This window comes from Streptomyces sp. NPDC004658 (genome assembly GCF_040609555.1).
Lineage (GTDB): Bacteria > Actinomycetota > Actinomycetes > Streptomycetales > Streptomycetaceae > Streptomyces.
In genome coordinates this window covers 1-20,663 of the sequence record NZ_JBEXKG010000107.1, presented here as the reverse complement: position 1 = coordinate 20,663, position 20,663 = coordinate 1, and the positions used below count along the sequence as shown (strand labels likewise).

Annotated in this window: 22 protein-coding genes; 10 read left to right on the top strand and 12 right to left on the bottom strand. The window is 73.9% G+C overall.

From position 1 onward, the window contains the following. The 6 genes from ABZV94_RS28815 to ABZV94_RS28790 form a co-directional block, all read right to left on the bottom strand. On the bottom strand, positions 1-877 hold an 877-nt coding region (locus tag ABZV94_RS28815; RefSeq protein WP_356345365.1), incomplete at its 3' end, for a Gfo/Idh/MocA family oxidoreductase. A gap of 35 nt (positions 878-912) precedes the next feature. Next, positions 913-1,896 (bottom strand): ATP-grasp ribosomal peptide maturase, encoded by a 984-nt coding sequence (gene tgmB, locus ABZV94_RS28810; protein WP_356345363.1) that lies wholly within the window; start codon positions 1,894-1,896, stop codon positions 913-915. Positions 1,897-1,913: 17 nt separating this feature from the next. Then, the gene (tgmA, locus tag ABZV94_RS28805) at positions 1,914-2,105 is read right to left on the bottom strand and encodes a putative ATP-grasp-modified RiPP (RefSeq protein ID WP_014670659.1); all 192 of its coding nucleotides are present in this window, start codon (positions 2,103-2,105) and stop codon (positions 1,914-1,916) included. A gap of 99 nt (positions 2,106-2,204) precedes the next feature. Continuing rightward, on the bottom strand, positions 2,205-3,041 hold the full coding sequence (locus tag ABZV94_RS28800) for a fructosamine kinase family protein (RefSeq protein WP_356345378.1): 837 nt from the start codon (positions 3,039-3,041) through the stop codon (positions 2,205-2,207). 505 nt (positions 3,042-3,546) lie between these two features. Then, a complete protein-coding gene (locus ABZV94_RS28795; protein ID WP_356345361.1) occupies positions 3,547-4,437 on the bottom strand; it encodes a hypothetical protein in 891 nt (296 codons plus the stop codon). A 126-nt stretch (positions 4,438-4,563) separates the two neighbouring features. Continuing rightward, complete coding sequence (locus tag ABZV94_RS28790; protein WP_356345359.1) at positions 4,564-5,574, bottom strand: hypothetical protein; 1,011 nt, start codon at positions 5,572-5,574, stop codon at positions 4,564-4,566. 280 nt (positions 5,575-5,854) lie between these two features. On the opposite strand from ABZV94_RS28790, the gene ABZV94_RS28785 reads away from it, so the two are divergent. Together ABZV94_RS28785 and ABZV94_RS28780 are read left to right on the top strand one after the other, a co-directional pair. After that, entirely contained in the window at positions 5,855-6,472 is a 618-nt protein-coding gene (locus ABZV94_RS28785; RefSeq protein WP_356345358.1) for a hypothetical protein, read from the top strand. Between the two features lie 138 nt (positions 6,473-6,610). Continuing rightward, a complete protein-coding gene (locus ABZV94_RS28780; RefSeq protein WP_356345356.1) occupies positions 6,611-7,285 on the top strand; it encodes a class F sortase in 675 nt (224 codons plus the stop codon). Positions 7,286-7,324: 39 nt separating this feature from the next. On the opposite strand, the gene ABZV94_RS28775 is transcribed toward ABZV94_RS28780, so the two are convergent. The 3 genes from ABZV94_RS28775 to ABZV94_RS28765 all read right to left on the bottom strand — a co-directional run bounded on the left by ABZV94_RS28775 (position 7,325) and on the right by ABZV94_RS28765 (position 9,741). After that, entirely contained in the window at positions 7,325-8,491 is a 1,167-nt protein-coding gene (locus ABZV94_RS28775) for a GDSL-type esterase/lipase family protein (RefSeq protein ID WP_356345354.1), read from the bottom strand. Between the two features lie 48 nt (positions 8,492-8,539). After that, a complete protein-coding gene (locus ABZV94_RS28770; protein ID WP_356345353.1) occupies positions 8,540-9,112 on the bottom strand; it encodes a TetR/AcrR family transcriptional regulator in 573 nt (190 codons plus the stop codon). A gap of 278 nt (positions 9,113-9,390) precedes the next feature. Beyond that, entirely contained in the window at positions 9,391-9,741 is a 351-nt protein-coding gene (locus ABZV94_RS28765; protein ID WP_356345351.1) for a helix-turn-helix domain-containing protein, read from the bottom strand. Between the two features lie 58 nt (positions 9,742-9,799). Here ABZV94_RS28765 and ABZV94_RS28760 point away from each other — a divergent pair, with 58 nt between their 5' ends. The 4 genes from ABZV94_RS28760 to ABZV94_RS28745 all read left to right on the top strand — a co-directional run bounded on the left by ABZV94_RS28760 (position 9,800) and on the right by ABZV94_RS28745 (position 14,387). Then, on the top strand, positions 9,800-10,687 hold the full coding sequence (locus tag ABZV94_RS28760) for an NAD(P)-binding domain-containing protein (protein ID WP_356345349.1): 888 nt from the start codon (positions 9,800-9,802) through the stop codon (positions 10,685-10,687). Positions 10,688-10,745: 58 nt separating this feature from the next. Continuing rightward, the gene (locus ABZV94_RS28755; protein WP_356345347.1) at positions 10,746-10,883 is read left to right on the top strand and encodes a hypothetical protein; all 138 of its coding nucleotides are present in this window, start codon (positions 10,746-10,748) and stop codon (positions 10,881-10,883) included. Between the two features lie 452 nt (positions 10,884-11,335). Next, positions 11,336-12,289 (top strand): LysR family transcriptional regulator, encoded by a 954-nt coding sequence (locus tag ABZV94_RS28750; protein WP_356345346.1) that lies wholly within the window; start codon positions 11,336-11,338, stop codon positions 12,287-12,289. Between the two features lie 148 nt (positions 12,290-12,437). Then, a complete protein-coding gene (locus tag ABZV94_RS28745; protein ID WP_356345344.1) occupies positions 12,438-14,387 on the top strand; it encodes a collagenase in 1,950 nt (649 codons plus the stop codon). Positions 14,388-14,465: 78 nt separating this feature from the next. Here the strand turns inward: ABZV94_RS28745 and ABZV94_RS28740 are convergent, their stop codons facing one another. Next, entirely contained in the window at positions 14,466-15,920 is a 1,455-nt protein-coding gene (locus ABZV94_RS28740) for a glyceraldehyde-3-phosphate dehydrogenase (protein ID WP_356345342.1), read from the bottom strand. A gap of 173 nt (positions 15,921-16,093) precedes the next feature. On the opposite strand from ABZV94_RS28740, the gene ABZV94_RS28735 reads away from it, so the two are divergent. After that, entirely contained in the window at positions 16,094-17,302 is a 1,209-nt protein-coding gene (locus tag ABZV94_RS28735) for a glycosyltransferase family 39 protein (RefSeq protein ID WP_356345340.1), read from the top strand. Between the two features lie 64 nt (positions 17,303-17,366). Here the strand turns inward: ABZV94_RS28735 and ABZV94_RS28730 are convergent, their stop codons facing one another. Continuing rightward, positions 17,367-17,804, bottom strand: a complete 438-nt coding sequence (locus ABZV94_RS28730; protein WP_356345338.1) for an STAS domain-containing protein — start codon at positions 17,802-17,804, stop codon at positions 17,367-17,369. 226 nt (positions 17,805-18,030) lie between these two features. On the opposite strand from ABZV94_RS28730, the gene ABZV94_RS28725 reads away from it, so the two are divergent. Then, positions 18,031-18,381: a helix-turn-helix domain-containing protein gene (locus tag ABZV94_RS28725; protein ID WP_356345336.1), complete on the top strand. Its 351-nt coding sequence runs from the start codon at positions 18,031-18,033 to the stop codon at positions 18,379-18,381. A gap of 31 nt (positions 18,382-18,412) precedes the next feature. On the opposite strand, the gene ABZV94_RS28720 is transcribed toward ABZV94_RS28725, so the two are convergent. After that, the gene (locus ABZV94_RS28720) at positions 18,413-18,619 is read right to left on the bottom strand and encodes a hypothetical protein (RefSeq protein WP_356345334.1); all 207 of its coding nucleotides are present in this window, start codon (positions 18,617-18,619) and stop codon (positions 18,413-18,415) included. Between the two features lie 254 nt (positions 18,620-18,873). Between ABZV94_RS28720 and ABZV94_RS28715 the strand changes: the two genes are divergently transcribed. Together ABZV94_RS28715 and ABZV94_RS28710 are read left to right on the top strand one after the other, a co-directional pair. Beyond that, on the top strand, positions 18,874-19,566 hold the full coding sequence (locus ABZV94_RS28715; RefSeq protein ID WP_356345332.1) for an alpha/beta hydrolase: 693 nt from the start codon (positions 18,874-18,876) through the stop codon (positions 19,564-19,566). A 44-nt stretch (positions 19,567-19,610) separates the two neighbouring features. After that, positions 19,611-20,576, top strand: a complete 966-nt coding sequence (locus ABZV94_RS28710) for an alpha/beta fold hydrolase (protein ID WP_356345331.1) — start codon at positions 19,611-19,613, stop codon at positions 20,574-20,576. Positions 20,577-20,663: the final 87 nt, after the last annotated feature.

The window sequence follows — 20,663 nt, the reverse complement described above, 5'->3', positions numbered from 1 at the left end:
GGTCGGCCCCCTGCGCCGCGGCCGCGCCCTGTTTCGGGTTGACCCGGGGGCCGACGGCGGGGGGGAGGGTGGGGGGGGGGCCGGGGCGGGCCGCCCGCACCAGCGCGTCGATGGCCCGGGTCAGTGCCGGGACCGCTCCCTCGGAACTCCCCGGCAGGACCGTCACGCCCGCCTCGCCGCGCAGTTCCACGTCGGCTCCGGCCGCCGCGGGCGGGGCGGTCAGGCTCAGCGTGAGGGTGCTCGACGCCCCGGTGGAGTGGTCCAGGACCAGGTGCACGGTGTCCGCCGGACCGTACGCCGCCGCCACGACCTGCCGTACGTCGCCGAGGACCGGCAGCAGCACCGACAGGGCGTGCGGGCCGACGTCCCACAGCGCGCCCTTCTCCCGCCGCCACGGCGAGGCGGCGAACGGGCTGTCGCTCGTGAACACCGCGCCCAGCCACTGCGCCCGCGCCGTGAACCAGCCGGCGACCGCCGCCTGTTCCTCGATCCAGGCCTCCGGCTCCTTCTGGAAGCGGGCGGTGAAGAACACCACCGACGCCACCCCGGCCCGCTCCACCGCCTCCACGACGGCCCGTCCCTCGGCGGCCGACAGCGCCAGCGGCTTGTCCAGCAGCAGATGACGGCCCGCCCGGGCCGCCCGCACCGCCAACTCGGCCTGGACAGAGGGCGGCAGGGCCACCGCCACCGCGTCCACGTCGGCCAGCAGCGCGTCCACGTCGGCGTACGCGGCGACGCCGTACTGCTCCGCGAGCGCCGTGGCCGCCTCCGGCCGGCGTCCCCACACCCCGGCGAACTCCACGCCGGTGTGCCCGGCGAGGGCGGGGGCGTACGCCGCCTCGGCCCACGGGCCCGTTCCCAGCAGTCCGATGCGCATGTCGCGTTCCTTTCTCCGAGCCGGTCCCGGCACCCTCACGATGCCGCGCTCCGGTCGCCGTCCGCACGTCCGCGGCCGGCATCGCCCTGTTCCGCCAGCCACTTGGCGATGGTGGCGGCGATCGGCTGACCGGTGTCCATCTCCACGAAGCCGAACTGGCCGGACTGGTTGCACTCCAGGAACCACCAGATCCCGTCGGCGTCCTCCGCGAAGTCGAATGCCCCGTACGCCAGTTCCGCGCCCGCCATGTAGCGCCGCACACCCTCGGCGACGCGCGGGGGCACGTCCGCGGGCAGCCAGGGGGAGACCGACGGGGCGAACCGGACGTCCACGTCGTCCGGGTGGGCGTCCGGGTCGGCCGGCTTGCGCGCGGCCAGCAGTGTGTCGCCGACGACGGTGAGCCGGATGTCGGCCCGCTTGGCGATCCGCCGTTGCAGCAGGGTCGGGCCGAAGGCGACCGCCGTGAAGTCCGTGTCCGGCGCGACCCGGCTCGTCGGCACGGCCCGGGGCGGCTCCTGCGGGTGCGCCCCGGAGACCGGCTTGACCACGAGGTCCGGGAAGCGTTCCGCGAACTCCCGCGCCGCCTGCGGGAACGTCGTGATGAGGGTGGCCGGCACCGCCAGGCCGCTGCGCTGGGCCAGATGCAGCTGCCAGGGCTTGTGCCGGGCCCGGCGCGCGGCGTCCGGATGGTTCATCCAGCGGGCGTCGGTGCAGCGCAGCATCCCGTACAGCGCCTGGGAGGACTCCTCGGTCAGCCAGGCGGACGGCTGGGCGGCGCGGGCGGCCGGGTCGCCGGGCCTGCGCACCCAGACGGAGCGCAGGCCGTTCATGCTCACGAGGCGCCCGCCGACGGACAGGTGTCCCCGGCAGGCGCCTCGCACGTACTCGCCCGACAGCGCCACCCCGTTGGTGAGGTCGGCGGGGTCGAGCCGGACGACGGGCACGCCCGCCTCGCCCAGCCGGAGGACCACCATGTCCGCCGTCACGTCCGCCTCACTGGTCAGGATGAGCACGGTCATCTGTGGAAGCCCGCGGTTCAGTCGTCGAAGTGCGTCTTGGAACCGGCGGTCGAGGTGGTGGTTCCGAGCGCTCTGAGGGTCGCGTGGTCGGTGGCGGCTATCCGCCCGTCCGGGAGGACGTTCAACTGCAGTCCGGAGTCGTACGCATACGGAGCGGTGACGTCCAACTGCACTGCGGGCCGCGCGTAGTTGAGCGTGAACGGTTGCATGGTCTCTCCCTGATTCGGCTTTCACGTCCTTATACGAGTCGAACGGGTGATTGGTTTCCTTACGCTGAGTGAGCACCCTTCGGAGGGGTTCCTTCCGGGTCACCGTGCGAGTGCGCCCCGTGCCGCCGTCAGTGCCTTCTCGGCGTATGCCCGCCCGAACAGCACCGCGTGCACCAGCAGTGGGAAGAGCTGGTGCAGCCCCACCCGGTCCCGCCAGCCGTCGGTCAGGGGGGCCGCCCGCTGATAGCCGGCGAGCACGCGGTCCAGGTGGGGGCAGCCGAACAGCTGGAGCATCGCCAGGTCGGTCTCCCGGTGTCCGCCGTGCGCGGCCGGGTCGATCAGCCGGACCTCGCCGTCGGCGCCCCACAGCACGTTCCCGTTCCACAGGTCGCCGTGCAGCCGGGCGGGCGGCTCGGCCGGCCCCGCCAGCTCCGGCAGGCGCGCGCAGACCCGCTCGAACACCGCCGCCTCGTCCGACCGCAGCGTGCCGCGGTCGACCGCGCCGCGCACGTACGGCAGCACGCGGTGCTCGGCGTACCAGCGGGGCCAGTCGGTCCCCGGTGCGTTGCGCATGGGGGCGAGGCCTATGTAGGCGTCCTCGGGCCCGTCGGGCGGCGGTGCCCCGAAGTGCGGTGCGCCGGCCGCGTGCAGCACGGCCAGGGCTTGGCCGAAACGCAGCGCTGCCTCGGGGTCCGGAGAGCCGGTGGGCACCCGCTCGGTCACCATCCACCGCTCGTCGTGCCCCAGTACCGCCGGCACCCGGACCGCGTCCGCCGCGGCCAGCCAGCGCAGCCCCGCCACCTCGGCCCGCACGGCTCCCGGAGCGTCGCCGCGCTTGACCATCACCGGTGTTCCGCCGTCCAGCAGTACTTCGGCGGGCGAGCCCGACGCCCGCCGGGTCCCGCTGACCGGGCGCCCGGTGAGCCGGGCCGCCACCTGCCCTGGATCCTCGTCTCGGTTGACCACGGCCTCAGCGTACGACCCGCAATCAAGGCCGCTCGCCGGGGCTTTTCCCCATTGATACGACTGTTTCGAGCCAAACCCGAGCGGTCGCTACCCGTGCTGATCTCGCACGGCTGGCGTGAGGGCGCCGCGGCGCCACACCGGGGGTACGGGGCCCCGCAGGGACCAGCGGTACGTCGCCGAGATCTGCGCGGGGTGCGCGCCAAGGTCCGTGACGCCGTGTCGGCGGCCGATCCCGGCGGCGCCCGGCTGGACTGGCGCCCGATGTCCGCGTTCCGCGCCAACCGCGCCTACCGGTCCTGCTCGACCGGCTGCCGGACCTCGCGCTCGCCGTCCCGCCGGGCCAACTGGTCTGGCGCACCGGCTTCAGCGGATCCCCGAGCGGCTGCCGGTGACCTGGTAGCCCGCACCGCCCCGCCCCTTCCACGGCGTCCCCGGCCCGGCATCCCGGGCGGGGGCGCCGGCCCCGGGAGCGCCCTCAGCGGCCGACGGGGTACGTCCCCCGGGTGAGCCCCACCGGATTCCCGGGCGGCAGCAGGCCCGACTCCCCGACCGTGCGGGCCAGCGGCTCCAGCAACGCGGCCAGCCGCTCGCTCCGCCCGGCGCCCAGCGCGGTCCAGGGGCCCTCGGCCGCCGCGTCGGTGAGCGCCTCGGCCTGCGCGCGCAGGGCCGCCCCGGCCGGTGTCAGCGTGCCGTCCGCCGCGAGCCGGCCGTCCGCGCGCAGCCGGGACACGGCCGCCGCCCACTCGTCGAGCGGCCACTTCCGGGTCTCGCGCAGCAAGGCCGCGTCGCACTCGCCGGCCGCCGCCTTGAGCACCATCGCCTCCACCGGTCCGAGCCCCAGTCCGACCAGCACCGCCACATGGGAGTCGCCCCGCTGTTCGCGCAGGGTCGTCAGGGCCTGCCACAGGCGGGCGGTGGCCCGGTCCGGCCGGTCCAGCGCCTGATTGGCGGCGCCGAGCACGCGGCCCCGGGTGTCCGCGCCCGCGGCGGCCTCCCAGGCGAGGTCCGCGGCTTCCGCGAACGCGGCGGAGGCGACGGTGTCGGCCCCGAACAGGCGGGTCATCGCCGCGTCCATCGCCTCCAGCCGCGCCGTCAGCGCGTCCGCCGGGGTGGCGTACGACCAGGCGTCCGGCAGGGCCCGGGTCACCCGGGCCGCGTGGAAGACGTAGAAAAGGCTCGTCACCACGGTCGGCGGCGCGGCGCCGAGCGGGGCCGCGCGCAGCGCGAAGTAGCCCATCCAGAACCCGCGCAGCCCGAGCCCGTCCGCGGCCCGGCGGGCCTCCGGCGCGAAGTACACGAGACTGTGCACCGGCTCGTACCGCTCCCACAGGGCCCGCGCCATCCCGTCCGCCACTGTTTCCTCCACCGCGTCGGCCTTGACGTGCTGTCGGCACCAGCCTGCGTTATGACACCGGTCATAACAAGAGGGGGGCGGCCACGCGAGGAGCGGCGTCGTGGGAGCAGGGCGGTCACGCCGGCAGGGTGCAGGGGCTCACCGGGCGGGGACCCGGATGCGCCCGATGGCGTTGCCGAGCAGCTCCGTGAACCACACGGCCCCGCCGGGCCCGGCCGTCAGCCGCAGCGGCACCTTCTCGCCGCCGTCCGGCACCGGGAAGGTGGTGACGGTGCCGGCCGCGGTGATCCGGCCGATGCGGCCGGCCTGGTCGGCGTACCAGACCTGGCCGTCGGGCCCGCGCGTGATGCCCCCGGGCAGACTGTCCGGGCCGGGGAGCGGGAACCGGGTGGCGTGCCCGGCGCCGTCGACACGGATCACCGCCTGCCCGCCGGACGCGGTGAGCCACATGCCGCCCGGCCCGGCGACGATGCCGCCCGGGAATCCGGAAGCCCCGCCGGGCAGCGGGAACTCGGTGACCTGTCCGGCGGGGGTGATCCGCCCGACCTTGCCGCCGCTCAGCTCGGTGAACCACAGGGCGCCGTCGCCGCCCGCCGCGATGGAATGGGGAGAGGCGTCCGGGGTGGGCACCGGGTACTCGGTGATCCGGCCCGCGGTCGTGATGCGGCCGATCCGGTTGCCGGTCGCCTCGGTGAACCACAGCGCGCCGTCCGGGCCCGCCGCGATCCCGGCCGGGCCGCCGCCGGCTGCGGGCAGCGGGAACTCGGTGAGCAGTCCGGAGGGGGAGAGGCGGCCGATGCGCCCGGCGGTGGTCTCGGTGAACCACAGGGCGCGGTCGGGGCCTTGGACGATCTCGGACGGGCCGGTGTCCGGGCCCGAGGTCGGGATGTCGGTGACCGTGCCGTCGGCCGCCATCCGCCCGATGCGCCCGGCGCCGTGCTCCGCGAACCACAGCGCGCCGTCCGGACCGGCGGTGATGCCGACGGGCGCGGCACCGGCGGTCGTGGTCACCGGATACTCCGTCACCGTGTCCGCCCCGGCGCGGGCGGGAGCGGCGCCGGCGGTGACGGCGGTGACGGCGAGCAGGACGCCGGCCCATGCGGCGGCCGGCCGCCGAAGCCGTCGCCCGTACCGGGTGGGCGTGTGCATGGGGTGCCTCCTTCGGGCGGCGCTGCACGGGGAGCGGGGTGCGGGCGTTCCGGGCCGCCGTACGACGTGCTCACTCCGGCAGGCGTACGACCGCGTCGGCGATTGACCCGGACGAGGGGTCCCGGAGCCGGTGCGCTGGGGCAGACGGGTGGCGTGGTGACACGGCTGGGCGGCTCGGATGGTGGGAGTGGGGGGCCTCACTGACGGTGGTTCATGTCGGGGCCGGGTCCATCCAGCTGATGAGGTATCCGCTGCCCGGTCACGGCGGAAGGACATCACTATGCGCTCTGCCCGCATGCTCCTGGCAACGGCGGCTGCCGCCGCCGCCCTATCCTTCGCCGCACCCGGCGCCGCGTTCGCCGTAGCGGCCGAGCACGACGGCGGCCGGGACGACTCCTCGTACAGCAAGGAGCACGACAGCGACGACGACTCCGACCAGGACAAGGGATCCGACAGCGACCACGACAAGGACTACGGCAACAAGCGCGGCGGCGGCGGGGAACACGACGGGCCGCGCGGCGGAATGCACACGGGTGGCGGAGCGCTCGCCGCGGTGCGCAGCGGCGACTGGGGTTCGGGCGGCGACAGCCGGTTCGACCCGGAGAGCTACCGCGACAAGGGAGACGAAGACAAGGGCGACAAGGGCGACAGGGGCGACAAGGGCGACCAGGGCGACCGCGGTGAGAAGGGCGACCAGGGCGACCGCGGTGAGAAGGGCGACCGCGGCGAGAAGGGGGACTGGGGTGACGACCACGACAAGCCGCGCGGTGGCATGCACACCGGCGGCGGCGCGCTCGCCACGCCCGGTGTCACCGCGGGCGGCCTCGCCGTCCTGGCCGTAGGCGCCACCGGTGCCTACGCGCTGCGCCGCAAGAAGGCCGTCCAGCCGGCGTCCTGACGGGGCGTACGTCCCAGGGGCTGCGGACGCCGTCGGCGCGTCCCCGCGTCGGCGGCCCGCGCCCCCTGCGCCCCGTCCCGGCGCCGTCTTCCCCCGCCCTGATCCCCGTGCTGCCGTGCCCTAGTGAGGTGGTGTCCGATGGCAGCAGATCCCTCTTCCCCGACCCCGTCACAACCGGCAGCGGACGAACCGCGCGCCGGCTACGGCGGGCGGCTGACGCTGTGGGGTGTGGCGGCCGTCTTCCTCGCCGTCAGCATGTTCGGCGGCCACCAGCAGCCGGGCAGGACGCCGGAGGCGCACCACCGCGCCTCGGGCACCGCCGCCCCGCCGGTGGCCGACTCCCCGCAGGCCGACGATGCGCTGCCCAGGTCCGCCCCGACCCGGCTGCGCATCCCCAAGATCTCCGTGGACGCCCCCTTCACCTCCCTGGAGCTCGGTGACTCGGGCCAGTTGCAGCCGCCGCCCGCCGCCGACACCAATCTCGTCGGCTGGTACGCCGACGGTGCCGCGCCCGGCGAGGAGGGCACCGCGATCATCGCCGGACACGTCGACACGGTGACCTCCGCGGCCGTCTTCGCCAACCTGGACGAGCTGGAGCCGGGCGACCGGTTCTCGGTGGAGCGGGCCGACGGGCGCACGGCGCACTTCGTCGTGGACAGCGCCGAGACCTTCGCCAAGGACGACTTCCCCAGCGAGCGGGTGTACGCGGACGCGTCGCGCCCGGAGGTCCGGCTGATCACCTGCGCCGGCGACTACGACCGCACGGTGCGGGACTACACGGACAACCTGGTGGTCTTCGCGCACCTGGTGTGAGGGAGCCAGGGAACGGGCCGGGGTGCCGGCTCGCTCCGCTCAGGCGGCCCGGTCCGCGAAGGGCCCGCCGTCGGCGAACGCCAGCGCCGCGAACCGCTCGCCGATCCGGCGGTGTCCGGCGGTGTCCGGGTGCAGGCCGTCGGGCAGCGGCAGCTCGGCGAAGTCGGCCTCGCCGTACAGCTCGCGGCCGTCCAGGTGGTGCAGGGCCGGGTCCTCGGCCGCCCGCTCGCGCACGATCCGGGCCAGCTCCTCCCGGACGACCCTCAGGGTGAGCTTCCCGGCCGCCCGCTCGGCCGGATCCCCGGTGGCCCGGTACCGCAGGCGCCCCTCGCCCAGGGCGGTCGGGTCGATGGCGGTGGGGCCGGGCGTGTCCTCGTGCAGCGGGCACAGGACCGGCGAGACGACGAGCAGCGGGGTGCCGGGGTGCCCCTCGCGGACGGTGTCGAGGAACCCGTGCACGGCGGGGCCGAAGGCGCGCAGCCGCATCAGGTCGGTGTTGACCAGGTTGATGCCCAGCTTGACGCTGATCAGGTCGGCGGGCGTGTCGCGCAGCGCCCGCGCGGTGAACGGGTCCAGCAGCGCGCTGCCGCCGAGCCCGAGGTTGATCAGTTCCACTCCGCCCAGGGACGCGGCGAGCGCCGGCCAGGTGGTGGTGGGGCTCGCCGCGTCCGAGCCGTGGCTGATCGAGCTGCCGTGGTGCAGCCACACCCGGCGGCCCCGGTCCGGGACGGGCTCCACGGGGGCGTCGGTGCGCAGCGCGACCAGCTCGGTCCTCTCGTTGTGCGGCAGCCAGATCTCCAGGTCCTTGACGGTGTCCGGCAGGCCGGTGAAGCGCACGGTGCCCACCGGGCCGGGCCGGTGCTCGGCGGCGCCGGTGGCCAGGTCGATGGTGAGGGTGTCGCCCTCGGTGAGGGAGGCGCTGCCGGCCGGGCGTCCGTCGACGAGCAGTTCGTACACGCCGTCCGGGCGGGGCGGCGCGCCGGCGTAGACCCGCTTGGTGGGCAACGCGTCCAGCTCGACGGTGGTGGCGCGGGTGCGCAGGGCCAGCCGTACGCCGGAGGGCTGGGACTCCGCGAGGGCCAGCTGCGGGTCGGCGCACTGGGCGCGGGCCCGGGCGGGCAGCCGGTGCGGCAGCAGGCCGCGCGCGGTGCGCTCCAGTTCGAGGGCGCCGCGTATCAGGCCGGCGGTGAGAGGGATGGTGTGCATCGTGTCTGCCTGCGTTTCCAGGGGATTGCCGTGGGGGAACCGGGTGGCTCAGGACGGGGCGGGCCAGTTGCGCAGCAGGGAGTCCAGCGCGTCCAGGATCCGGGTCCAGGACTCCTGGGAGTCGGGCGCGCTGTGGCTGAAGCCGCCGGCCGTCTCCAGGCTGACGTAGCCGTGGAAGACGCTGCCGAGGAGGCGGACCGCGTGGGTCTGGTCCGGCTCGGTCAGGTCGTAGCCGCGCAGGATGGCCCGGGTCAGCTGAGCGATCCGCACCCCCGCGCTGCCGGCCGCCGTCTCGGCGTCCAGCGGGTGACGGGCCGCCGCGTAGCGGCCGGGGTGCGCGCGGGCGTAGTCGCGGTAGACGTTCGCGAAGGCGCCGAGGGCGTCCTTGCCGGACCGCCCGGCCAGCGCCTCGGCGGCGCGGTCGGCCAGCTCCCCGAGGGCCAGCAGTGCGATCCGTGTCCTGAGGTCCTGGGAGTTCTTCAGGTGCGCGTACAGGCTCGCGACCTTGACGTCGAACCGCCGGGCCACCGCGGACACCGTGACCTGGTCGAAGCCGACCTCGTCGGCGAGTTCCGCGCCGGCCCGCACCAGGCGTTCCGTGGTCAGCCCCGCACGCGCCATGACGGTGTCTCCCCTCTGCCGGAAACCATTGTGCAGTTTCCTAAAGGGTTTAGGCAAATGGGATCTGGGTTTAGGTTGACTGGCTCAGGCGCGGTGGACAGCGCGAGGTGCCGGGTGGCCGGACGGGACAGGGGAGAACCGGGCCAGATACCCACTTTTTTGTGGGTACTTGGCAGCTCCCGTCCGCCCAGGAGAAGCTGTTCTCCGAGGTCAGGGGCTGCCGGAGACGGGACGGAAGGGGGACAGCGGCAGCGCCGCCCAGCGCGTCGCAGCGCGCGTCAGGACGCCGCTTGGCGCTCACGGAGGCGGTCCAGACGGCGGTGGCCCCACTCGGCCAGGGGGGCCATCGCGGCGGCCAGGTCGCGGCCGAGAGCGGTCAGCGAGTACACGGTCTTCGGTGGCAGTACGTCGTGCACCTCCCGGCGCACCAGTCCGTCCTCGGCCATCTCGCGCAGCGCCTGCGTCAGCACCTTCTCGCTCAGCCCGGGCAGCCGGCGGCGCAGTTCGCCGGGCCGGTGCGGGCCGGACTCCAGCAGCCACAGCAGCGACGTCTTCCACTTGCCGTCGATCACGGCGATCGCGGCGGTCACCCCACAGGTGTTCGGGTCCTGGGCACGGCTGCGCGTCATCGTCGTCCTCTTCGCATCGCGTTCTTCGTTCTTCCTCACCGACTACGGGAGTTGCAACATGTCCACCTCTTCCGATCTTCCTGCCGTCACGGTGCTCGGTCTCGGTCCGATGGGCCGCGCGCTGGCGGGCGCCTTCCTGACGGCCGGGCTGCCGACGACGGTCTGGAACCGCACACCGGGCAAGGACCGGGAGCTGACCGGGCGCGGGGCGAAGGCCGCCGGGTCGGCCGAAGAGGCCGTCTCCGCCTCGGAGCTGACCGTCGTCTGCGTGGTGAACCATGACGCCTCCGACGCGATCCTGCGCCGTGCCGACGTCACCCGCGCGCTGAAGGGCCGTACCGTCGTCAACCTGACCGCCGACACCCCGGAACGTGCCCGGGACACCGGCGAGTGGGCGGCGGCCCACGGCATCGGCTACCTGGACGGCGCGATCACGACGCCCGCGCCCAGCATCGGCACCCCGGAGGCCGTCTTCCTGCACAGCGGACCACATGACCTCTACGAGCGGTACCGGCCGGTGCTGGAGGCGCTCGGGGGGACGCACACCCACCTCGGCGAGGAGATCGGGCGCGCCGCGGCCTACGACATCGCGCTGCTCGACATCTTCTGGAGCGCGATGGCGGGGTACGCGCACGCCGTGGCGATCGCCCGTGCGGAGGGTGTCACCGGCGGGGAACTGGCCCCCTTCGCCCAGGGCATCGGCGCGATCCTGCCGCCGCTCTTCGAGCGGTTCGCGCGGGACGCCGACAGCGGCACCTACTCCGGCGAGATCAACCCCATCACCTCGGCCGCCTCCACCATGGCCCACGTCGTCGACGTCTCCGAGTCCCACGGCATCGACGCCGGCGTCATGCGGGCCGTGGAGGGCCTGACCCGCCGCGTCATCGGCCTCGGCCACGGCACGGACGGGTTCATGCGGGTGGCGGAGGTGCTGGGCCGGCGCTGAGACGGCGCAGCACCGGAGCACCGGCGGCGGGTTCCGGGGGTTCCGCGACGCGCTCACCGTGGCGCACTCGCACGCGGTGTGCCGGGCGGCGGTGCCCCGGCGGATGTCCTCCGCCCGGCCGGTCGCGGCGACCAGCCCCCGGGCCTCGCCGCCGCCGAAGGCCGCCGCCACGGCCGAGGTCGCCCGGGAGGCCTGACAGCGGTCGAGGGGCGCCCCCGCAGACGGTCGAGGGGCGCCCCCGCAGACCGCCGCCTGCCCGGGATGAGGGCGCGCACCTCGCCGGAAGCGGAAGCGGGCCGGCGTACGCCCCTGCTGGTCCCGAGCCTCCACGGTCCCTGACAGCGCCAGGGGCCCCGGCCGGTGGGCGTCGGCCCCGGCGTGACGTTCGGACCGGCGCCGGGCGGGGGAACCCGTCCGCTCCGGGGTGTTCGCCGGGCCGGGTCGGCGGGCGCGGAGTGCGCCCTGCCCGGGGCCTGTCCGCCGGCAGGCGCACGCACCCTGGCGGACCTGCCGCTTGTGCCCGGGAGGGCACAATGGAACGCTGCGGTCCGCCGGTCGCCGAGCACGGTCGGCGACGGCTGTGGCGGACCGGCGTGATCGGCCGTGGGTGTGCGAGCCCACCGGGGCCGGATGGGCGGGAGTGGAGCGATGGAGTTGGAGCTGCGGCATCTGCGGGTGCTGTGTGCGATCGCCGACGCGGGCAGCGTCGGCCGTGCCGCCGCTCAGCTGGGGTACTCGCAGCCGGCCGTGAGTACCCAGCTCCGGCGCATCGAACGCCACCTGGGCGAGCCGCTGTTCGAGCGGGGGCCGAGCGGGGTCCGGCCGACCCGGTACGGCGCCGAGGTCGTCGAGCAGGCCCGGGACGTCCTCGCCCGCGCCGCCGCGATCGGGCACCGCCCGCCCTCCGCCCGCCCCCGCCGCACGCTGCGCGTGGCCGCGACGAACTCACCCATGCTCTCCGGCACGGTCTCCCGGGTCCGTGCACGGCTGCCGGAACTCTCCCTCTCCGTGACCAGCGTCTACGCGTCCTCACGGATCGTCGAGCTGCTGGAGGAGGGAGCGGTGGACGCCGCCATCGCCGCCGACTACCCGGGCATGGAGCTGCGGCACTCGACCGCCGTACGGCACCGCGGCATCGTCACCGAGCCCACCTTCGTGGCCCTGCCCGCCCGGCACCGGCTCCGCCAGAGTGCCCAGGTGCAGCTCGCCGACCTCGCCGAGGACGCCTGGTTCGTGACCCCGGACGACGGCGCCGGCTGGCCGGGGGTGTTCTACGACGCCTGCGCCGCGGCCGGCTTCACACCGGTGACCGTCCACGAGTGGCTCGGCGACCAGACCCAGCTGCAGAGCATGATCGCCGACGGTCTCGGGGTGTCCCTGGTGCAGCCGACGCTGCGGCCGATCCCGCACGTCACGGTCAAACCGCTGCTGGGTTCCCCGCTGTGGTGCCGCTATGTGCTGGCCTGGCGGCCGGGCACCGTCACCGACGACGTCGTGGAGACGGTGTTCCGGTCGGCCACGGACGCGTACCGCGATCTCGTCGCCCAGGCCCCGCACCTGCGTACCTGGGCCTCCCGCACCTGGAGCGGCGCCGGCGCGTAGCGGCGGGTCACGGGTGTGCCGCGATGTTATGAGCGGTCAGTGCCATGTGCTATGTCACACGCCATTGTTGGGGCGTGCGGTGCGCTGGGACAGTGCCTCTCACGCCTCAACACCCCACAGAGGCGCATCCCTTCGTGGAGGAATCCCGATGCGCTATCGCTTCGCGCCGCCCGGACGCGTGCCGAGAGGCACGGCCGGCCGGATCGCCGGCGCCGCCGCCGTCTGCGTCACCCTGGCCGGCCTGCTGTCCACCCCGGCACTCGCCGCGCCCCGGCCGCTCACCGCCCCGGCCACCGCACCCCGCGTACACCTTCCCGTGCCGTCGCCCGCCGCCGCGTCCACCGTCGCGACCGAGCGCCCCGCGACCCAGGCCCAGCGGCTCAGCCCGGTCCAACTCCCGCCGCAGCAGCCCTCGTTCACACGGGACGCGGGCCCGCGCGCGGTGCAGGCGGCCTCCTGCACCCCGGCCGACTTCGGCAGCCGTACCGGCTCCGCCCTCGTCTCCCAGGTCAGGGCCGCGACCCCGGACTGCGTCAACACCCTCTTCTCCGTCACCGGCACGGACGCGCGCGACATCTTCCGCCAGACGCAGATGCTGGCCGTCGCCGACGCGTTCACCCGCACCGCCGGACGGTACCGGGGCGACAACTCCGGCGGCCTGCTGCAACTGGTGCTCTTCCTGCGCGCCGGCTACTACGTGCAGTTCAACCACCCCGGGGACGTGGGCGCGTACACCTCCCGCCTCACCACCGCCGTCACCGGCGGCATGGACACCTTCTTCGCCCGCTTCCACTCCCGCGACGTCACCGCGGTCAACGGCGACATCCTCGGCGAGACCGTCATCCTCACCGACAGCGCCGACCAGCAGGACCGCTACCTCGACGTCTACCGGCGGCTGCTGAACGACTACGACAGCTCCTACGACGCGATCGACAGCATGATCAGGGCCGTCAACGACGTCCACACACCGCTGTGGCGCGGCAACTGGAACCCGCGGTACGTGCGGGCGGTCGAGGCCGACCCGCGCATCGCCGACACCCTGTACGACTTCGCACTGGCCAACACCGACCAGCTCGGCACGGACCTGGCCTTCCTGGACTCCAACGCCGGGATGAACCTGGCCCGCTACACCGAGCACCCCGAACTGCGGGACACGGTGGCCCCGTTGACCAAGGACCTGCTGGACCGCACGGAGATCACCGGCCCGACGGCCGCGCTCTGGGTGGCCGTGGCCACCCAGGCGAACCACTACGACCAGGCCGACTGCTCCTCCTACGGCGTCTGCGACCTGCCGCAGAAGCTCGACAGGGCCGTCCTGCCCGTCACGCGGCACTGCGACGCGAACGTCACCGTCCGCGCCCAGGCGCTCACCGCCGCCGACCTGGACGCCGCCTGGGCCAGTGTGCTCCGCCAGGACGCCTGGTTCCGGTCGGTCGTGAAGTCCGACGGCGCGATACCCGGCCAGTACGCCTCCACGGTCCAGCTCGTGGTGTTCGCGAGCCGCGCCGACTACCAGACGTACGCCGGAGCCATGTACGGCATCAGCACCGACAACGGCGGCATGACGCTGGGCGGCGACCCGTCGGACCCGGCCAACAAGCCGATGTCCGTCATGTACCAGAAGAACCACGACGACGGCTTCCCGGCCCGGATCTGGAACCTCAACCACGAGTACACGCACTTCCTGGACGCCCGCGACGACATGTCGGGCGACTTCGCCCGGCAGATCTCCGTGCCGGACGTGTGGTGGATCGAGGGCATCGCCGAGTACGTCTCCTACGGCTACCGCGGTCTCGCCGACGACCAGGCGGTCCAGGAGGCCGGCAGGCACACGTACCGCCTGAGCACCCTGTTCGAGAACACCTACGACAACAGCGACGTGACCCGCACCTACCCGTGGGGCTACCTCGCCGTGCGCTACATGGCCGAGCGGCACCCCGACGACCTCCAGCGCATGCTCGCCCGCTTCCGCGTCGGTGACTACGCCGGCGGATACGCCGTCTACCACGACGGCATCGGCACCCGCTACGACGCCGACTTCGACCAGTGGCTCACGGCGTGCGCCGCGGGCGCGTGCGCCCGGCCGGCCTCGGCCTGACCGCACACGCCCGGCGGAACGGCCGCCGACCCGGGGACCCCGGTCGGCGGCCGTTCCGCGTGCGCGGGGGCCGGCGGATCAGACCGCCGTGGCCGGGTACGTCGGGTACTCCACGCCCGACACGTGCTGGACGACCCGGACGACCTGGCAGGAGTAGCCGAACTCGTTGTCGTACCAGAGGTAGAGGATCGCGTTGTCCCCGTCCACCTTCAGCGCGCCGGCGTCCACGATCGAGGCGTGGCGCGAGCCGATGAAGTCGCTGGAGACCGCGTCGGGCGCCGTGGTGAAGTCGATCTGGCGCTTCAGCGGCGAGGTCAGCGACACCTCGCGCAGGTAGTCGTGGACCTCCTCGCGGGTGGTCTCGCGGGCCAGCTGGAGGTTGAGGATGGCGATCGACACGTCCGGCACCGGGACGCGGATCGAGCTGCCGCTGATCTTCGCCTTGAGGTCGGGCAGCGCCTTGGCGACGGCGGAGGCGGCGCCGGTCTCGGTGATGACCATGTTGAGCGGCGCGGAGCGGCCCCGGCGCTCGGACTTGTGGTAGTTGTCCAGCAGGTTCTGGTCGTTGGTGAAGGAGTGCACGGTCTCCACGTGGCCGCGCAGCACGCCGTACTCGTCGTCCATGGCCTTCAGCGGCGGGACGATCGCGTTGGTGGTGCAGGAGGCGCAGGACAGGATCCGCTCGTCCGGCTTGACGGTGTCGTGGTTGACGCCGTGCACGATGTTCGGGACGTCGCCCTTGCCCGGCGCGGTCAGCACGACCTTCTCGATGCCGGGGCGCAGGTGCTGGGACAGGCCCTCCCGGTCGCGCCACTTGCCGGTGTTGTCGATGAGGATGGCGTCCCGGATGCCGTACTCGGTGTAGTCCACGTGCGACGGGTCGTCGGCGTAGATCACCTTGATGGCGTTGCCGTTGGCGACGATCGTGCTGCTGTCCTCGTCCACGGTGATCGTGCCCTGGAACTGGCCGTGGATGGAGTCGCGGCGCAGCAGCGAGGCGCGCTTGACGAGGTCCTCGGCGGCCCGGCCGCCGCCCCCGCGCACGACGATGGCGCGCAGCCGGAGGCCGTTGCCGGAGCCGGCCTTCTCGATCAGCAGCCGGGCGACGAGCCGGCCGATGCGGCCGAAGCCGTACAGGACGACGTCGCGCGGCTCGCGGCGCTCGATCTTGTTGGCGCCGGTGGCGCCGGCGACCGCCTCGGCGGTGAACTCCGCCACGCTCAGGCCGCGCTCGTCGGCCTTGTACGTGGTGACCAGCATGCCGAGGTCGATCTGTGACGGCCCGAGGTCGAGGGTGGTCAGGGCCTGGAGGAACGGCATCGTCTCGGTGACCGACAGCTCGGCGCCGGCGATCTGCCGGGCGAAGCGGTGCGTCTTGAGGATGCTGACCACCGACTTGTTCACCAGGGAGCGGCTGTGCAGCAGGACGGTCACGTCCCGCTCGCGGTGCAGCTTCCCGATGAGCGGGATCATCGACTCCGCGATCTCCTCGCGGATCTTCCAGTTGGTGAACGAGTCGTCGTTGACAGTCACAGATCCATCTTTCGAGCTAGGCAGCGCTCATATGATAACCACACTGCTCGGCGCGTCCTTGGAGGGGGTGAGCGAGCACGGGGACGCGTCCGGACGCGTGAAAACCGGGGGAGGGGCGATGGAAACCCGGGTCGCGCGTTGCACCGCGCCACGGGCGTGCCCAAGGTCAACTCGTGAGCACGTCCTCCGTCCCCCGGCCCGAACCGACGGCCCCCTCCGGACCCCTGAGCCGCCTCCGCCTGCCCCGGCCGACGGGGACCGGCCGACCGGAGGGTGTCCTGCCGGCGCTCGCCCTGTTCGCGGCCGTCCGGCTCGCGGGGATCCTCACCGTGATCCTCACCAACGCACTGCGAGGACGGCCGCTGGTCAGGAACCTGGCCCACTCCTGGGACTCCCGCTGGTACCTGCACATCGCCACCCACGGCTACGGCCACCTCGTCTGGATCTCCCCGCAGGGCGCCGTCCAGACCGACTGGGCGTTCTTCCCCCTCTATCCCGCGCTCATCCGGGCACTGACCGCCGTCCCGCCGCTCACCCCGGGACGGTCCGCCCTCCTCATCGCCTGGACGGCCGCGGTCGTGGCCGCGTACGGCGTCTACCTCGTCGGCCACGACCTGTACGGCCGGGGTGTGGCCACCACGCTGGTCGCCCTGTGGGCCGTCCTGCCGCACGCCGTGGAACTGACCATCGCCTACACCGAGTCGCTGTTCACCGCGCTCGCCGCGTGGGCGCTGTACTGCGTGCTCCGGGGCCGCTGGCTGTGGGCCGGAACCCTGGCCGCGCTGGCGGGCCTCACGCGGCCCACCGGATTCGCGGTGGCGGTGGCCGTCGCCCTGGCCGCGGGACAGCAGGCGCTGCGGCGGCGCGGCCGGGCCCCGGCGGGGCTGTGGGCCGGGGCGCTCCTGGCCCCGCTCGGCTGGCTGGGCCATGTGCTGTGGGTGGGCGGCCGTACGGGCGACCTCCTCGGCGGCTACTTCACGGTCCAGCGCGCCTGGGACTCCCGCTTCGACTTCGGCGCCGGCGCGGCGCGCTTCCTCAAGGCCCTGTTCCTGCACGGCGGGGGCGTCGTCTACCCGGTGGCCCTCCTGATCGTCGTGTCGGGCGTCGTGCTGTTCGCCCTGCTCTGCCTGGACCGCCCCCCGCTCGCCCTGGTGGTCTTCTCCGGCGTCCTGGTCCTGCTCGTGGTCGGCGGCTCGGGCTCCTTCTCGTCCAAGCCGCGGTTCCTGCTGCCGGCCTTCCCGCTGCTCGTCCCGATGGCACGCGCGCTCGCCCGCACCTGGTGGCTCCGCCCGCCGGCGGCGATGGTCGTCTACGGCGCCCTCACCCTCGTCTCCCTGCTGTTCGGCGCCTATGTGACGGCGGTGGCCCACTCCCCGCTGTGAGGTACCGCCGTGCCCTCCGGCGCGTCGCGGCACCCCGCGGCCCCCGGCGGAAGCGGACGGCGTCTCAGCGCCGCGGGCCCCGGCGGCACGCGGTCCCGTTCGTGTGGCCGCGGGAGGACAGGGGACCTGATGACGTGCCCGCTCCCGGTGAGGGGGCGGCGGCCGGGCCGGGGTGACGCGGCTCGATGCCCGGTGTGTCCGGCGGCGCGAACAGTTCCCGGGCTCCGAGGAGGCCGAGCAGCCTGTCGACCATGGGGCTGCCGACGCGGATGACGACCGTCTTGCCCTGGGCGCAGGCCAGCTGCCGCAGCTCCATCAGGACGCCCAGGCCGGCGCAGTCGCAGAAGCCGAGCCCGCCCAGGTCCAGGTCGAGGCCGCGCTTCGACGCGGCGAGCGCTTCGTGCAGGCCGGGGCGGAGCCGGCGTGCGGAGTCGAGGTCCAGCTCACCCAGGACACGGACGCCGATCCGGTCCCCGCGCGGTGTGCGGGACGCGGTCGCCAAGCCGGTCGTCGGGAGCCTGTCGGGCTTCCCTCGGCCTGGCGGGCCGGGCAGGGCAGGCCCGTCGGCGTGCTGGGCCTGGTGAATGCGCTGGTACATCGCTTGCTCCCGCAGGTGTGCGCAGGGGACTGCCTCAACGGTGCCCCCTCACCCTGATGTACGTCAACTAATACACGAATCACAATGCGTGTTTTTGAGTGCAGGAACAATCAGTCGCTAGACTCGGGGCATGGATGGAGTGCCTGAGCCGCACAGCGGGTGGACCTTCCTCACGAACCATGCCCGCGTGCTCGCGGCCATCGCGGACAACCCACATGCGCGCATCCGGGACATCGCCGCGCACTGCCGGCTCACCGAGCGCGCCGTGCAGAAGATCATCGCGGACCTGGAACAGGACGGTTACCTGTCCCACACCCGGGAGGGACGCGGCAACACGTACCGGATCGACCCCAGCAAGACCCTGCGGCACCCGGCCGAAGCGGGAATCGGTCTGACGGTGGCCTCGCTCCTGTCGATGCTCGTCCAGGACGAGGCGGAGCGTTCGGGTCAGCCCGACGAGACCAGCGCGATGACGGTCTGAGCGCACGCCGCCCGCACGTCGGACCGACCACCTAGGTCCGAACGGAGCCGGTCCCGTCCGTGGCGGCAGCCTGGCGTGCCTGGCAGGCTCGGCAGACGGGCCGGGCGTCGCGTCCGTACCGCTGTGTCAGCCCCTGGCAGCGTGCGCAGTAGCCGACCTGGTCGGGGGCACATCCCAGCAGCAGGGCAGCGGCGGCCCGATCCATCGCGGGGTCGATGCGCTGCGGCATCTCGTCCATGTCTCCGAACGTACGACCGGCCGTCCGCCGGGGCAGCTCAGGAGGGGCCGGGCGCGGACGTCGGCTCGCGCGGTGGCCGCCGTCCGGATGCCTCGCGGCTGGACCTGCCGGGAACGCCGGCGTGCCGACACGGGCGCGCCACCCGGATTTCCGCGGCGCCCGCGGGACGATGGACGCGGGCCGGCCACCGGGTGTGGACCGGCACCGGCCGCGAGGACATGATCAGCCGCAGTACGACGGGGGAGGCAGCGCCGATGAGGCTGCACACGCACGAGTGGGGGACCGGCGACCGGATCGCCGTCCTCGTGCACGGAATCATGTCCGACCACCGCACCTGGCACCGGGTCGCGCCGGTCCTCGCCGGCAAGGGATACCGGGTCATCGGCGTGGACCTGCGCGGGCACGGCGCGAGCGGCCGGGGCGAGTACAGCCCCGAGACCTGGGCGGGCGACCTCGTCGACACCCTCCCCGAGCGGCCGGAGCTGGCGATCGGTCACTCGCTCGGGGCGATGGCCCTGGCCGGCGCCGTGGAACGGCTGGCGCCCACCCGGGCCGTCTACTGCGACCCCGCCTGGGACATGCGCCGGAAACTGGTCGAGGCGTCCGCGTACTTCGCCGTCTTCAAGTCCGCGAACCGCGCGATGATCAGGAGCCTCAACCCGCGCTGGGACGAAGCCGACGTGGACGTGGAACTGGCCACGCTCGCCGACTGGGACCCCGCCACGGCCCGCGTCCTGCCGGACATCTACGCGGTCGGCAGGACACCGGAGCGCCCGGTGGTGCCCTCCCTCGTGGTGCTGGCCGGCACCGGTGAGTTCCTGCGGCCCGGGCTGGACGAGGAGTTGGTGCGACGGGGCTTCGAGGTCCGGACGGTCGAGGGGGCCGGGCACTGCGTCTACCGTGACGACTTCGACGGCTTCATGGGCGCGCTCGACGGCTGGATCTGACAAAGACCGCTGCTCGGGGCAGGCGGTCTCCCTACCATGCCGCCATGACGATCTGTGGACGGGAACAGCCGCTGATACGCGTCCTGCACGACGAGTCGCGGCCCGATCTGCGCGATCCGGCTCGTCCGCGTCCTGTGCGCCTGTACCTGTGGGAGCCGGACCGCCCACTGGCCGCGCCCGCCCCGCTCGTCGTGGTCTCGCACGGCACCGGAGGTTCGGGCAGCACCATGCAGTGGCTGGATCGGCCGCTGCGCGAGGCGGGTTTCCGGGTCGTGGCCCTCGACCACCACGGGAACAACCATGTCGACGGCTACGAGCCGGAGGGCTTTCTCCACGTGTGGGAACGGCCCCGGGACGTCTCCTTCGCCCTCGACGTGCTCGCCCGGGAACAGCCCCTCGGGCCGGTCGGCGCGGCGGGCTTCTCCCTCGGCGGCTACACGGCGGCGGCCCTCGTCGGGGCCCGTGTCGATCCGCGGATCGTCTGGGCGGTGCTGACGGGGGCGGTCCCTCTGCCCGAGATCCCGGAGTTCCCCGGCGTGCTGGAAGCGCTGCGGAAGAAGCACCCGCTCGACGAGTCGTCACGGCGTGGGCTGGACGCCGCCGCGGCGGACCTTTCGGACCCCCGCGTGCGGGCGGTCTTCCAGGTGGCTCCCGGAGTCGGTGCTCTCGTGACCCGGGAGAGCCTGGCGGCCGTGCGGGTGCCCGTGGGCATCCGCTGGGGCGGAGCGGACACGGTCAACCCGTACGAAGCCGACGTCAGGCCGTACCTGGAGCACATCCCCACAGCCAGTGGCCGCTCGGCCGGCCCCGATGTACGCCACAGCGACTTCTTCGCCCCCGAACCCGCCGCCCCGGCTGTCCGTGTGCGCGTGCGGGTCGGCAGGGAGGCGGCGGCCTTCTTCCGGCGGCACCTCGGCGGAGACGGCGTCGGCGCGGACCCCGGGGACGCCCCGCGTCCGGCGTCGGCGGGCGCCGACCGGGCGGGAGCGAGCCGCAGCGACGACGCCTGACAGTGAGGATGTACGTGAGCGTTCCCCGGCGGGGTCTGACCCAACGCCTGACTGACTCAGGGTCCTCAACGGGATCTGTCGGCTCTG

Excerpts from the sequence above, each read along its gene's own strand:
- tgmB (WP_356345363.1), bottom strand. The coding sequence starts at position 1,896 with ATGACCGTGCTCATCCTGACCAGTGAGGCGGACGTGACGGCGGACATG.
- tgmA (WP_014670659.1), bottom strand. The coding sequence starts at position 2,105 with ATGCAACCGTTCACGCTCAACTACGCGCGGCCCGCAGTGCAGTTGGAC.
- ABZV94_RS28790 (WP_356345359.1), bottom strand. The coding sequence starts at position 5,574 with ATGCACACGCCCACCCGGTACGGGCGACGGCTTCGGCGGCCGGCCGCC.
- ABZV94_RS28785 (WP_356345358.1), top strand. The coding sequence starts at position 5,855 with ATGCGCTCTGCCCGCATGCTCCTGGCAACGGCGGCTGCCGCCGCCGCC.
- ABZV94_RS28780 (WP_356345356.1), top strand. The coding sequence starts at position 6,611 with ATGGCAGCAGATCCCTCTTCCCCGACCCCGTCACAACCGGCAGCGGAC.
- ABZV94_RS28775 (WP_356345354.1), bottom strand. The coding sequence starts at position 8,491 with ATGCACACCATCCCTCTCACCGCCGGCCTGATACGCGGCGCCCTCGAA.
- ABZV94_RS28770 (WP_356345353.1), bottom strand. The coding sequence starts at position 9,112 with ATGGCGCGTGCGGGGCTGACCACGGAACGCCTGGTGCGGGCCGGCGCG.
- ABZV94_RS28765 (WP_356345351.1), bottom strand. The coding sequence starts at position 9,741 with ATGACGCGCAGCCGTGCCCAGGACCCGAACACCTGTGGGGTGACCGCC.
- ABZV94_RS28760 (WP_356345349.1), top strand. The coding sequence starts at position 9,800 with ATGTCCACCTCTTCCGATCTTCCTGCCGTCACGGTGCTCGGTCTCGGT.
- ABZV94_RS28750 (WP_356345346.1), top strand. The coding sequence starts at position 11,336 with ATGGAGTTGGAGCTGCGGCATCTGCGGGTGCTGTGTGCGATCGCCGAC.
- ABZV94_RS28745 (WP_356345344.1), top strand. The coding sequence starts at position 12,438 with ATGCGCTATCGCTTCGCGCCGCCCGGACGCGTGCCGAGAGGCACGGCC.
- ABZV94_RS28725 (WP_356345336.1), top strand. The coding sequence starts at position 18,031 with ATGGATGGAGTGCCTGAGCCGCACAGCGGGTGGACCTTCCTCACGAAC.
- ABZV94_RS28720 (WP_356345334.1), bottom strand. The coding sequence starts at position 18,619 with ATGGACGAGATGCCGCAGCGCATCGACCCCGCGATGGATCGGGCCGCC.
- ABZV94_RS28715 (WP_356345332.1), top strand. The coding sequence starts at position 18,874 with ATGAGGCTGCACACGCACGAGTGGGGGACCGGCGACCGGATCGCCGTC.
- ABZV94_RS28710 (WP_356345331.1), top strand. The coding sequence starts at position 19,611 with ATGACGATCTGTGGACGGGAACAGCCGCTGATACGCGTCCTGCACGAC.